At 60.0% G+C, this 13,184-nt stretch carries 6 protein-coding genes and 1 tRNA gene; 4 read left to right on the top strand and 3 right to left on the bottom strand.

Translation table 11 applies throughout. From position 1 onward, the window contains the following. Nucleotides 1-149: 149 nt before the first annotated feature. The gene (locus tag HPT27_RS01545; RefSeq protein ID WP_235950837.1) at nucleotides 150-605 is read right to left on the bottom strand and encodes a c-type cytochrome; all 456 of its coding nucleotides are present in this window, start codon (nucleotides 603-605) and stop codon (nucleotides 150-152) included. Nucleotides 606-939: 334 nt separating this feature from the next. Between HPT27_RS01545 and HPT27_RS01550 the strand changes: the two genes are divergently transcribed. Then, the gene (locus HPT27_RS01550) at nucleotides 940-2,097 is read left to right on the top strand and encodes an efflux RND transporter periplasmic adaptor subunit (protein ID WP_211197808.1); all 1,158 of its coding nucleotides are present in this window, start codon (nucleotides 940-942) and stop codon (nucleotides 2,095-2,097) included. A 3-nt stretch (nucleotides 2,098-2,100) separates the two neighbouring features. After that, nucleotides 2,101-5,580, top strand: a complete 3,480-nt coding sequence (locus HPT27_RS01555; protein WP_211197809.1) for an efflux RND transporter permease subunit — start codon at nucleotides 2,101-2,103, stop codon at nucleotides 5,578-5,580. 157 nt (nucleotides 5,581-5,737) lie between these two features. Here HPT27_RS01555 and HPT27_RS01560 read toward each other — a convergent pair whose 3' ends face one another. Continuing rightward, nucleotides 5,738-8,803 carry an efflux RND transporter permease subunit gene (locus HPT27_RS01560; RefSeq protein WP_172237964.1) on the bottom strand — a complete coding sequence of 1,022 codons (3,066 nt, stop codon included), beginning with the start codon at nucleotides 8,801-8,803 and terminating at the stop codon, nucleotides 5,738-5,740. 275 nt (nucleotides 8,804-9,078) lie between these two features. Next, nucleotides 9,079-10,122: an efflux RND transporter periplasmic adaptor subunit gene (locus tag HPT27_RS01565; RefSeq protein WP_172237967.1), complete on the bottom strand. Its 1,044-nt coding sequence runs from the start codon at nucleotides 10,120-10,122 to the stop codon at nucleotides 9,079-9,081. Nucleotides 10,123-10,500: 378 nt separating this feature from the next. Between HPT27_RS01565 and HPT27_RS01570 the strand changes: the two genes are divergently transcribed. Together HPT27_RS01570 and HPT27_RS01575 are read left to right on the top strand one after the other, a co-directional pair. After that, nucleotides 10,501-10,577: transfer RNA gene (locus HPT27_RS01570), tRNA-Arg, on the top strand. 465 nt (nucleotides 10,578-11,042) lie between these two features. Further along, nucleotides 11,043-13,181: a VIT and vWA domain-containing protein gene (locus tag HPT27_RS01575; RefSeq protein WP_211197810.1), complete on the top strand. Its 2,139-nt coding sequence runs from the start codon at nucleotides 11,043-11,045 to the stop codon at nucleotides 13,179-13,181. The last annotated feature ends 3 nt before the right edge of the window (nucleotides 13,182-13,184 follow it).

A 13,184-nucleotide genomic window follows, 5' to 3' on the forward strand; every position in this document is an offset into this window, starting at 1 on the left:
GCGCTGAAAAATAGCCGGCTGGCGCCAGCACCGGGCTTGGCTTATCGGCACGTCGATTTGCGCGGTTCGGCAAATGGCGGGCAGCAAAAAGGGCTGCTACGCAGCCCTTTCTATTACACCCCGATTGCTTCTACTACCGACCTGCCCGCTTATTTGACCGGGGCGATCATGTAGGCCAGCACGGCTTTCAGCTCGTCTTCCGAGCAGTCCATGCACATGCCTTTCGGCGGCATGGCGTTCTTGCCGTTGGTCAGGCTGGTCCACAGCGCGGCTTCGCCCTGTTTGACCCGCGGCGCCCAGGCCTCCTTGTCGCCGTACTTCGGCGCGCCGGCCACGCCAGCGGTATGGCAGGCGCCACAAGCGCCGTTGAACACGGCTTCGCCGGTGCGCGGGCCGCTGCTGGCGACCACAGCCGGAGCCGGGTTCGGAATATCGTCGCCTTCGACATAGACCTTGCCGACCGGCGCCGTGCGTTCCCGCTGGGACGCTTCCGAGCGCCAGCTCTTGCCGGTCTGGTCGGCTGTCGCCGCCTGAACCGTCGCTACCGTCAAACCTGTCAGCATTGCGACCGTTGCCATCACGGTCATCTGGCGCAGCAAACTCATGCCCAACCTCGTCAAAAACCAACGCCCCGACAACCCCGGAGCAACGGTCGCGAAGTATAGCGGAAGGCCCCGCCCGGATGAAGGTTTTACCGGTATTGCCAGTCAGCCCGGCCGGGCTATGACTTCCGGCACTAATGCCGCTGTGGCTGGCGGACCATACTTGCGGTAAGTGGCGGAAAATGGGCCTTCGAACGTATCAGCTGACTTAAGCCCCGCCCCGCGTCCACCTTGTTAACAATCAGATACGTTTGCCGCGAACGTGGCAACGGCTGGACGTTGACAATGGCGCCATCCAAATAGGGCCACTTTTTTCTTTTTTTTAAGGGATACCATCATGATGCGCCACAGCCGCTTTCACTCAGCCAAGCTGCGCCACACCGTTCTTGCCGCCAGCGTCGTGCTTGGCCTGGCCGCCGGCCTGACCGGTTGCGGCCAACCGGGTGGCCCGGATGCGGCAGCCGACGCTGCCCCCACGCAAACGCTGCTGCTGAACCGCGCCGACCTGCTGGCCGTGGACACCGGTGAATTCGCCACCGGCCCGGTCATCTCGGGCTCGCTGCAACCGGAACGGCAAGCCGATCTGCGGGCCGAGGTCTCGGCCATCGTGCTGCAGGTATTCAAGAACAACGGCGACAAGGTCCAGAAAGGTGATCTGCTGGTCCGGCTCGATGACACCTCGCTGCGCGAGAATCTGTCCTCGTCGCAAGAAGCCGAGCGCGCAGCGCAGCAGGCGTTTGATCAAGCCCAGCGCCAGTTCGAGCGTTTGAAGACGCTGTCGTCGTCGGGTGCGGTCTCAACCCAGAATCTGGAAGACGCGGAAATCCGCCGCAACAATGCCCAGAGCGATCTGGCCGCTGCCCGCGCCCGCGTCGTGCAGTCGCGTCAGCAAATGGAAAAAACCGAAGTGCGGGCGCCGTTCGCCGGCATCGTCAGTGAGCGTGCCGTCTCCAATGGCGACACCGCACAGGTTGGCAAAGCGTTGCTGAAGGTCATCGACCCGTCCAGCTTGCGCTTTGAAGGTTTCATCGCCGCCGAGCAAGTCAATCAGGTCAAGGTTGGCAATGCGGTGCTGTTCAGCGTCAACGGTTACGGCGAGCAACAATTTGCCGGCAGCGTCGAGCGCGTCAGCCCGATGGCCAACAGCGCCACCCGGCAAGTGGAAGTCGGCGTTCGTATCCAGGGCAGCGGCACCCCGATGGTGGCCGGTCTGTTCGCTGAAGGTCGCGTACAAACGATCAGCCGCAGCACGCTGATGGTCCCGGAGTCGGCGCTGGTGCGTGATGGCGACACGGTGTACATCTGGAAAGTACAGGACCAGAAACTGCTCAAGACGCCGATTCAGCTGGGTGGTCGTGACGAGCGTCGCGGCGACTTCGAAGTGAAATCCGGCGTGGTCGCCGGCGATCAGATTCTGCGGCACCCGCAAGGTGCGCTGAGCGACGGCGGCGCCGTCGAACTGGAAACCACCGCTGTCGCCAAAGCGGGAGGCTAAGTCATGTTTTTGTCCGATTTCAGTATCAAACGGCCGACGGTGACCATCGTCGTCACCATCGCTCTGATGTTCCTGGGCTGGCTTGCGATGAGCAAGTTGCGGGTCAACCAGAATCCCGACGTCGAAATGCCGATGCTGTTCGTCAACATTCCATATCCGGGCGCCTCACCGGAGACCGTCGAACGGGAAATCATCGATCGCATCGAAAAGCAGATGCAGAGCATTTCCGGCGTTTATGAGCTGCGCGCCAACGCCAATGAAGGCTCCGGCAACTTCCAGATTCGGTTCAACTTCGACAAGAACATGATCGAGGCGGCCGAAGAAGTCCGCAACGCCATCGCCGCCGTGCGCTACAAGCTGCCGACCGAAATGCGCGAGCCGCAAATTCGCAAGGCCGACCCGAGCACGCAACCGGTGCTGGAGGTTTCGCTCGGCTCGACAACCCAGTCACACCTGGAAATTTCCCGGCTGGCGGAAGACAAGATCGCCGAAGAACTGCGTGCCATCAACGGCGTTGCCATCGTCAACGTCAACGGCGCACTGCAACGCGAACTGAGCGTGCTGCTGCGCAGTGAAAAACTGCGTGAGCACAATGTCTCGGTCACGGAAGTGCTGGCGGCACTGCGCAACCAGAACATGACTGCGCCGGTCGGCAAAATCAAAGGCGAGATGGAAGAGCAAAGCATTCGCCTGATTGGTCGCATCATCAACCCGGATGAATTCAACCAGATTGTGGTCAAGCGCCGCGGCGATGAGCAGGTGCGCTTGGGCGATTTGGCCGAAGTGACCGATGGCTATGCCGAGCCGGGTTCCTACTCGATCCACAACGGTCGCCCGGATGTCGGCATCAGCGTGATCCGCGCCCGTGAAGCCAGCGCCGTGTCGGTGGCCAAGGACGTGCGGGCCAAACTGGATGAAATTCGCAAGACCTTGCCCGCCGGCACTGAACTGAACATCACCCAGGATGGTGGCGAAGATGCCCAGAACAGTCTGGATAACGTCATCGAAGCGCTGGTGCTTGGTGCCGGCCTGACCATTCTGGTGGTCTATGCTTTCCTGAACAGCTGGCGCTCGACTCTGATCACCTCGCTGGCCTTGCCGACCTCGGTGCTAACGGCGTTCATCGCGGTCTGGGTTTGCGGCTTCACGCTGAACTTCATGACGTTGCTCGGTTTGTCGCTGGCCATCGGCGTGCTGATCGATGACGCGATTGTGGTGCGGGAAAATATTGTCCGGCACATGGAAATGGGCAAGGACAAATTGACCGCCGCCCGCGAAGGCACCCGCGAAATCGGTCTGGCCGTTGCCGCGACCACGTTCTCGATTATCGCCGTGTTTATTCCGGTCGCCTTCATGCCGGGTGTTGCTGGCGAATGGTTCCGTCCGTTCGCGCTGACGGTGGCAGCTTCGGTGATGGTCTCGCTGTTCATCTCGTTCTCGCTGGACCCGATGATGTCGGCGTACTGGGGTGACCCGGTTGGCTATCACAAAGAAAAGAAAACCGGCATCAGTAAAGTGCTGCAAGGATTCAACCACTGGTTTGATCATCAGGCCGAGCGTTACAGCAAAGTCATTCAGTGGGCACTGGGTCATCGCTGGGCAATGGGCATGATCGCTGTTGTCACCTTGGTTGGCGCCATTGGCCTGCAAGCCACTAAGGGTGGCATGAGCTTCATGCCGCCGTCCGACTTCGGCATGATCGCGGTCAATTTGCGGACGCCGTCTGGCACCAGTCTCGAATACGCACGTCTGAAAATGATTCAGGCCGGCCGCATTGCCGAAGAAATGCCGGAAACCAAGTCCACTGATGGCTATGTCAACGCCAGCGGCGGCAACCTGTATATCGATATCGGTGATCGGCGCAAGCGCGATCGCGATGCCCGCGAGATTGCTGCGGATTTGCGTGTACGCCTGAACCGTTTGGTTGGCGCCGAATACGCGGTGCAGGACAACCTCGCCAACGGCGGCGGCAAGCCGGTGTATATTCAGTTCTACGGCCCGGACTCGCGCAAGCTGATGGAGATCACCAACGCCTATATGGATCAGTTGCGTGCTGTGCCGGGCGCGGTCGATATCAGCCTCAGCGAACAAGATCCAAAACCGGAACTGCAGATAGAAATGAACCGCGGTCTGGCCAATAGCCTCGGTATTTCCATCAGCGATGCTGCCAACGCACTGCGCGTGGCATTCGCCGGTGTGGAGGTCGGTGACTGGGTGGACCCGAGCGGTGAGACTCGCGACGTGCAGGTGCGCCTGCATCAGGATGACCGTCGCAGTGCCCAGGATCTGGAGCGCTTGCCGCTGGTGCCGGGTGCCGGCAACTCGGTGTTGCCGCTGGAACATATCGCAACCATCACCATGGGCAAGGGTCCGTCGCAAATCCGTCACTTTGATGGCAAACGCATGGTGGCTGTGCAAGCCAACGTTCAGGGCCGTTCGCAAGGTGAAGTGATTGGCGAAGCGATGAAGCTGGCCAGACAAATCAACTTCCCGGATGGCTTCGGTATCCAGTTGGGCGGTGCCGGCCGCGATCAGAACGAAGTGTTTTCGGCGATGGGCATTGCGCTGCTGATGGGCGTCGCGCTGATGTACCTGATTCTGGTCATTCAGTTCGGCTCCTTCCTGGCACCGGTGGCAATCATGTTGAGCCTGCCGCTGAGCTTGATCGGCGTTGTCGTCAGCCTGATCGTCGCGCAGAACACCATCAACCTGATGTCGCTGATCGGCGTAATCATGCTGATGGGTTTGGTAGCCAAGAACGCGATTCTGTTGCTGGATTGCGCTCGCAAGAAGGAAGCGGAAGGTCTGGATCGGGAAGAAGCGCTGATGGAAGCCGGTCGTGCCCGTCTACGGCCGATTCTGATGACCACGTTCGCGCTGATCGCCGGCATGATGCCAGTGGCAATCGGCATGGGCGAAGGTGGCGAGTTCTACCAACCGCTGGCGATTGCGATTATCGGTGGCACGATTACCTCGACCATTCTGACGCTGCTGATTGTGCCAACCTTCTACGACAGCATCGAATTGCGTCAGGAAAGTCTGGTTGCGAAGTTCCATTCCCGCGTTGCTCGCTTTGGCTCGGTTCTGGCGATAATTTCCTGCACGCTTGAATTGCTCATGTTCTTCGTGCTGCTGCGCTGGGTCTATCGTCAGGTCCGCGATGCGCTGGTGAAATTCCGCGTCTTCCCGACCGTTGTCGGCGGTCGTTTGCAAATTGTGGCTCGGTTGTGGCGCGTGGTCGGTCAGTCGATTGCCCGCTTGCTGACAGAACTGCATCCATTGTCGATAGCCGCCAATGTGGTGCTCGCCCCGCTGACGCTGCTTGCGGTGATCTCCGGCAGTCTGGGCTTCTTGCTGGCGACGCTGGTCCACGCGGCCTGGCGGCTGGTCAGCATGGTGCTGTGGTTGCTGGCCCGGCCGTTCTATCTGCTGCTGACAATGTTGTTCTCGGGTTTACGTCCGGCCCAACAAGCTGGCGCCTGAAGCCAAGCAGAAGCAGAAGCAGAAGCAGAAGCAGAAGCAGAAGCAGAAGCAGAAGCAGAAGCAGAAGCAGTTTGAAGTGAAACAAAAGGGGCGCAATGCGCCCCTTTTGTTCGTCTGAATTCTGATGCGTTCGATACCCCGTTTGCAGCAACTGCCGCTAGTTGGACGCCGCAGCGGCGATCTCAGCTTGCGTTTTATGCGCTCGCGCCGGTGACAGCAGCGTGTACATCACCGGCACCACAAACAAGGTAAAGAACGTGCCGATCACCATGCCGCCTACGATGACCCAGCCGATTGGATGCCGGCTTTCGGCGCCGGCGCCGGTGGCGGTCGCCAGTGGCAGCGCGCCGAGCACCATCGCACCGGTGGTCATCAGGATGGGCCGCAGCCGCAGCGTCGCCGCCTCCGTTACCGCGTCATACAGTTCGCGGCCTTCGGCGCGCAGCTGATTAGAGAATTCGACGATCAGAATGCCGTGCTTGGTGATGAGACCAACCAGCGTGATCAAACCAATCTGGGAATAGATGTTCAGTGTGCCGCCGGTGACTTTCAGCGCGAACAGCGCACCGGCGATCGCCAGCGGCACCGAAAACAGAATCACGAACGGGTCAATGAAACTTTCGAACTGCGCCGCCAGCACCAGATAAATGAAGATCAGCGCCAGCAGGAAGGTCGTGTAGATGGTGCCGCTGGAGACCTTGAATTCGCGTGAATTGCCGGCGTAATCAATCTGGGCGCGAACATCCTGAACATCGGCAATGGTTTGCTCGAAAAACTGCAGCGCCTCACCCAGCGAGTAGTTGCCTTGCAGCGTCGCACTGATCGTCGCCGAGCGCAGCTTGTTGAAATGGTTCAGCTCGCGCGGGCTGACGGTCTCGGTTACTTCAACAAAATTCGACAGCGGCAGCATGTCGTTGTTGGCGGTGCGAACATAAAGTCGCGCCAGATCGTCGGGATTGGCCCGATCCTGGCGTTCGACTTGCACCCAGACATCATATTGCTCGGCGCCAATCTTGAACCGGGTGACCTTGCGACCACCGAGCATGGTTTCCATGGTCCGGCCGATTTGCGCAACACTGGCGCCCGCCAGCTGGGCTTTGTCGCGATTGACCTGCACCTGCAGTTCCGGTTTGTTCAAGCGCAGATCGCTATCGACGTTGGCGAGCCCGGAATTTTGCTGGGCTTTCTGCGTCACCGTATCGACCAGCTGTTTCAGATCGGCATAGCTGCCGCTGGTTTGAATCACCACTTCCACCGGCTTGCCGATGAAATCGCCGCCGAGTGATGGCGGCACCACCGGAAACGACATCAGGCCCGGCACGCCCATCCACAATGCACCACCCAACTGACCGGTGATCTCGGTAACGCCGCGCTGCCGTTCTTTCCAGTCGGCGATCATGATGAAGGAAATGGTTTGGGTGCCGGTTGGCCAACCGACTACTGTGAACCAGCTTTTGACTTCCGGCAGCTGTTTGAACTGCTCTTCCATTTGATAGGCGTATTTGTTGACGTAATCCGGCGTCACGCCTTCCGGCCCCATACCAAAACCGAGAAAGAAGCCGCGATCTTCGGTCGGCGCCAGTTCGCTTTTTAACGTGGTGTACAGAAACGCCGCGCTGCCACCGAGCGCCAGCGCCAGCAACACCACCACCAGCCGGAGCCGCAGCGCATGCGCCAACAGACCGTGATAGCCGCTGGTCAACCAATGCAGCGCGCGTTCAAAGCGCAGATAGAGCTGACCATGCTGCTGATGACTGCGCAGCATTTTCGAACACATCATCGGTGTCAGCGTCAGCGCAATGAAGCCGGACACCAGCACCGCGCCGGCCAGGGTCAGGGCAAATTCGGTGAACAGTTTGCCGGTGCGGCCGGTGGAAAACGCAATCGGCGCGAACACGGCGGCCAGCGTCAGAGTCATGGCGATGACGGCGAAGCCGATTTCTTTTGAACCACGAAAGGCCGCGGCAACCGGCGTCATGCCGTTCTCGATATGACGCTGGATGTTTTCCAGCACCACGATCGCGTCATCGACCACCAGACCGATCGCCAGCACCATGGCCAACAGCGTCAGCGTGTTGATGGTAAAACCGAACAGCGCCATCAGCGCGAACGCACCAATCAGGCTGACCGGTATCGTCACCAGCGGGATCAAGGTCGAACGCAGCGAGCGCAGAAAGACAAAGATCACCAGCACCACCAACACAATGGCTTCGCCGATGGTCGTGTAAACCGCGTGAATGGAATTGTCGATGAAGATGGCCGAGTCGTAAGCAATGACCGCGGTCATGCCTTCCGGCAGCGCTTTCTGGATCTCGGGCAACAGCGCCCGCACCGCCGTGGAAATATCGAGTGGGTTGGCGACCGACTGTTTGATGACGCCAAGCGCTGCCGCGTTGTTGCCGCGGTAACGCAGATAATCGCGTTCGGTTTCCGGACCGAGCTCGATATGGGCGACATCACCCAGCCGCACCAGATAACCGCCTTCGTCTTTCAGCACGATATTGCGGAATTCATCCGGGGTATTCAGATCGGTCTGCGCCCGCACGGTGAATTCAGCATCCTGACTTTCGACCCGTCCGGCCGGGATTTCGACATTCTGGGCGCGCAGCGCCGCTTCAACATCCTGCGCGGTGACGCCATAACCGGCGAGCCGCTCCGGCTGCAGCCAGATACGCATGGCATAGCGCCGACCAAACACCATGACATCGGCGACGCCGGTCAACGTTTGCAAGCGATCCTTGATCAGCGTGTCGGCGATTTCGGTGATGGTCAGCAGGTTGTGCCGGTCGGAGAGAAAGGCAATCCAGATGATCGGTTCGGCATCGGCTTCGGTTTTCGCGACAATCGGTTCTTCAATTTCATCCGGCAGCGCGCCACGGGCGCGCGCCACACGATCGCGAACATCGGAGGTGGCGGCGTCGACATCACGACCCAGTTTGAAGCGCACGGAAATCTGCGAACTCTCGGCGCGATTGACCGAGGTGATGAAATCAATGCCCTCGATACCGGACAGCGAATCTTCCAGCGGCTTGGTCACCTGGGTTTCGATAATCTCGGCGTTGGCGCCCGGATAGCTGGTGCTGACCGTCACCACCGGTTCATCGATATTCGGATACTCGCGCACACTCAAGCGCTCGTAAGCAATTACGCCGAGCAGCACCAGCACCAGATTGAGCACGGTAGCCAGCACGGGCCGTTTGATACTGAGATCGGAAAGAACCATGTCGCCATTCCTTGGTTCAGTTCAGCGCAACAATGCGCGACAAAATAGTTTGTCTTAGGCCCTGAAAGCTCCCCTCCTTGTCAAGGAGGGGTTGGGGGTGGTTCAGCTCAGCGCGCAATGTCGCGTGTTAAATGAGCGTCTCGATTTCAAGCTCCGCAACCACCCCTAGCCCCGCCCGGCCAACGGCTGAGCCGTTGGCGCTTCGCGGGAGAACGACGCATTGGCGTCGTTCCTGGTTCCCACTCGGCCCTTAAAAAGGAGGGGGATCGGCACGGCTAACTGCGCGCCGGCGTTGGCGGAATCACGGTCACAGCGGCGCCCGGTTGAATCTTCATGTGGCCGGCCGTGATCACGACATCGCCGGCCGCGAGGCCTTCGGTGATTTCCACCTCGCCATTACGGCGCACACCAACCGTGACCGGTGTGACGGTGACTTTGCCATCGACCACCTTGAACAAGGTGCGGCTGCCATCGGCATTCGGTACCAGCGCCTGTTCCGGCACCAGCAGCGCTGCCGGTTTGCTCGCCAGCACCAGCAGTACGCGGGCAAACAGGCCCGGCTTCAATTCGGCTTTCGGGTTCGGCACCTGCGCCCGCAACACCAGCGAGCGGCCTTTCTCATCGACTTGCGGATCAATCGCGAACACTTTGCCGGTGAAGCGACGACCGGGCAGTGCATCCAGCGTCAGCTGCATATCCTGTTGCGGCTGCACGCTGGCGAGATAGCGTTCGGGAATGCGGAAATCGATTTTGATGGGATGAACGTCGACCAGCGTCACCAGATCCTGACCGGCCTGCACCATCGCGCCGGGGCTGACCGAACGGACGCCGATCACGGCATCAAACGGCGCCCGCACCCGCATCTTGCCGAGCTGGGCATCGGCGAGCGCGACATCGGCTTGGGCCACTTTCAATTGCGAGGCGGTTTGGTCGAACTCGGTCTGGCTGATTAACTGCTTCTGCAGCAGATCGACGCGGCGCTGATAGTCGGCCTGGGCCAGATCCAGCGTCGCCTTGGCGCGCTGCAATTGCGCCGCCTGCACCGAGTCGTCGAGCTGGACCAGCACCGCGCCGGCCTTGACCGGCTGGCCTTCGGTAAAGCCGAACCGGCTGATCCGCCCGGCCACCTCCGGCCGGATCACCACCGTCTCATTGGCGACCAGGCTGCCAACCGCCTCCACCGTCTGTTGCAACGGCTGCGGCTGCACCGTGACCCCCTCGACCGGCATGGGCGGCATCGGTGGTGGCGCATCCGCCGCCCGCAGTGGCAAGGCCAGCAAGCTGAGCGTGAACAGGCAAACAAGGCGGTTGGCATCCATGAACCGGGCACCTTGGCAGGGGCTGAAGTTGGATTAAAGCACATGCCGACCGGCGCGGTGGCAGCGATCGGCGCAACTGCCAGCCCGACCCGGCATCCACCCGCGGACCAGACTGGCCGCCGATAAAATTGCCTGCCGGCGCGCATGGACGCTGCCCGAGCTTGCCGCTATCATGGCGACCCCGCGCAGACCCTTGGGTCCGCACGGGCGGTATCGACCCTCGTGGCCGGTACCGTGGCAGTGATACCTCGTCTGCGGACGACAGGTCACTGCGCCCTTAATCGCACTGCGATTTCGGCTGTTTGCCCGTAATGTAGGTTGGGTTAGCGCGTAACCCGACAGATGTCACCGGCAGCTTGCTCATGCAGCCAGAGTTTTGCGCCCGTAGCTCAGTTGGATAGAGTACAGCCCTCCGAAGGCTGGGGTCGGACGTTCGAATCGTCTCGGGCGCGCCAAAATAAAAAAGCCACCTTTACGGTGGCTTTTTTATTTTGTGGCGCTCGAGCGTGAGAGCGTCCCCCGTTCGACAAATTCGCCGGGAGCGAATTTGCACGCCGCAGGCGCCCGCAGGGTGCGGCGCAGGACGCGCCGCATGCATCGTCTCGGGCTCCCTCCTGATCAAGCCAGTTATCTCTGCCTGGCTTTTTTATTTTGCGTTTCTGTTGTTCACACCCACACGCAAGACCACATTTTTCCGAGACACAAGTCCCTGACTCGTCGTTACCAGAGCACCCGCACCGGCAGTTCCGCCCTCCGCACCACCGTAAGCAAAGTCGCAGCCGGTAATACCGCCGGCCCTAGCCCGCTCCACTCTGGCCGTTTTTCTTGTCAGCCCCGGTACCGCGCCACCAAGGTAGCGCCGCCAACGCTGCGGCGTCTTGCCGTTGTGTTCGCAACCCATAGGGAACAGGAGAACGCAAGTGAACGCATCCATCGTGAAGTACCTGAGTGCAGCTGCATTCGGTGTCGCCACGTTATGGTCAGCCACGTCCGATGCCGCCGGTTTGTTAACACCAAAAGATGGCAGCCTGCCGGCGCTCGATATCCGCTCGCATCACGTCAACGTGGTCATTGAAGACGGTTACGCCGTCACCACCATTGAGCAGGTGTTCCACAATGCTCAGCAAAGCGATCTGGAAGCGATCTATTCGTTTCCGATTCCGGAAAAAGCCGCCGTTGGTGAATTCACCTACTGGATCGACGGCAAGCCGGTGCACGGCGAGGTCATGAAAAAAGCCGCTGCCAAACAGATTTATCAAGAAGAGAAACAAGCCGGTCATGAAGTGGCGCTGACCGAACAGGACAGCTACAAGACCTTTGATATTTCGGTGTATCCGGTGCGGGCGCAGCAGGATGTGAAAATCCGGCTGGCTTACATTCAGCCGGCCCATGTCGATACCGGCATCGGTCGCTACAACTACCCGCTGGAAGAAGGCGGCGTGGATGAAGAAAAGCTGTCGTTCTGGACCGCCAATGAAAAAGTCACCGACGAGTTCAGTTTCAATTTGCTGCTGCGCTCATCCTATCCGATTGATCAACTGCGTTTGCCGAAGCACCCGAATGCCGTGGTCAAACAATTGTCCGAGCAGGAATGGTCGGTCAGCATCGCCTCGCGGGGCAGCAACGCCGCCAGTGCGAGTGCCACTAATGGCGACACCGACCTAAATGCCGCCGGTACCGCCACGCCGGTGATCGCAGAAGCCAACAGCACCGGGCCGGCTCCGGCGCATGTCCTGGATCAGGACATCATGGTGTACTGGCGCTTGCGACCGGGCCTGCCGGGTTCGGTGGATCTGGTCACCTACAAGGCGCCGGGCAGCGCGCTGGGCACATTCATGATGACGGTGACACCGGGTGATGATCTGCGCGCTATCAGCGAAGGTCGCGACTTTGTTTTCGTGCTGGATTATTCCGGCTCGATGCAGGGCAAATACCAGAGCCTGCTCGAAGGGGTCAGCAAAGGTCTGCAAAAGCTGCAAGCCAATGACCGGTTCCGGATTGTACTGTTCAACGACAGCGCCCGTGAGCTGACCTCCGGTTATGTCAATGCCACGCCGGAAGCCGTTTTGCAGATTATCCAGCAATTGCAGAGCATTGCACCAAATGGCGGCACCGATCTGTATAGCGCCATCGACCTTGGCATGCGTTCGCTGGAAGCGGACCGCAGCTCTGCCATCATTCTGGTTACCGACGGCGTTGCCAACGTCGGCGTCACCGAGAAAAAGCAATTCCTGAAGCTGCTGGAACAGCGCGATGTTCGCTTGTTTACCTTTGTCATGGGCAACAGCGCCAACCGACCGTTGCTGGAAGGCATGGCCAAGGTCTCGCATGGTTTTGCCATCAATGTGTCGAACAGCGATGACATCGTCGGTAAATTGCTGGAAGCCACGTCAAAGCTGAGCCACGAAGCCTTTCACGATGTCGAGCTGAAGATTGCTGGTGACATCCGCACCAGCGATCTGACGCCGGTGCAAATCGGCAGCCTGTATCGCGGTCAGCAGTTGATCGTCTTTGGTCACTACAGCGGTAGCGGCAATGCCGAAGTCAAGGTCGGCGGCAAGATCTCCGGCCAGGCCAAAACCTACGCGACAAAATTTGCCTTCCCGAAAGATGACAGCCGCTATCCGGAGCTGGAGCGGCTGTGGGCCTTCGCCGCAATTGAGGATCTGCAAGCCAAGATGGATTACTTCGGCGCAGATGCCGATACCGAGCAAGCGGTTACCGATCTGGCCATCGATCACGGTCTGGTCACCGACTACACCTCGATGATCGTGCTGCGTGAAGAAGAGTTTGCCCGTCGCGGCATCGCCCGCAACAACGCCCAGCGCATCACGCAGGAACACGACGCCCGCCAGCAGCGGCAAGCGGCACCGGTACGCGATCACCGCGTCGATGCGCCGCAGCCGATGTACAGCACGCCGGCGCCGAGTCACAGCAGTGGTGGAAGTAGTGGTGGCGGTGGCGGCGGTGGCGATACCGGCCCGCTCGGCGTCCTGCTGCTGTTGCCGCTGTTGCCGCTGTTGTTAAACGTCCTGCGCGGTCGTCGTCGCCTTGGCTAATAC

The organism is Permianibacter fluminis (genome assembly GCF_013179735.1).
Classification (GTDB): domain Bacteria; phylum Pseudomonadota; class Gammaproteobacteria; order Enterobacterales; family Permianibacteraceae; genus Permianibacter; species Permianibacter fluminis.

Bases quoted from the DNA above. Each gene is read 5' to 3' on its own strand.
- HPT27_RS01545 (WP_235950837.1), bottom strand. From the start codon at position 605: ATGAGTTTGCTGCGCCAGATGACCGTGATGGCAACGGTCGCAATGCTG.
- HPT27_RS01565 (WP_172237967.1), bottom strand. From the start codon at position 10,122: ATGGATGCCAACCGCCTTGTTTGCCTGTTCACGCTCAGCTTGCTGGCC.
- HPT27_RS01560 (WP_172237964.1), bottom strand. From the start codon at position 8,803: ATGGTTCTTTCCGATCTCAGTATCAAACGGCCCGTGCTGGCTACCGTG.
- HPT27_RS01555 (WP_211197809.1), top strand. From the start codon at position 2,101: ATGTTTTTGTCCGATTTCAGTATCAAACGGCCGACGGTGACCATCGTC.
- HPT27_RS01550 (WP_211197808.1), top strand. From the start codon at position 940: ATGATGCGCCACAGCCGCTTTCACTCAGCCAAGCTGCGCCACACCGTT.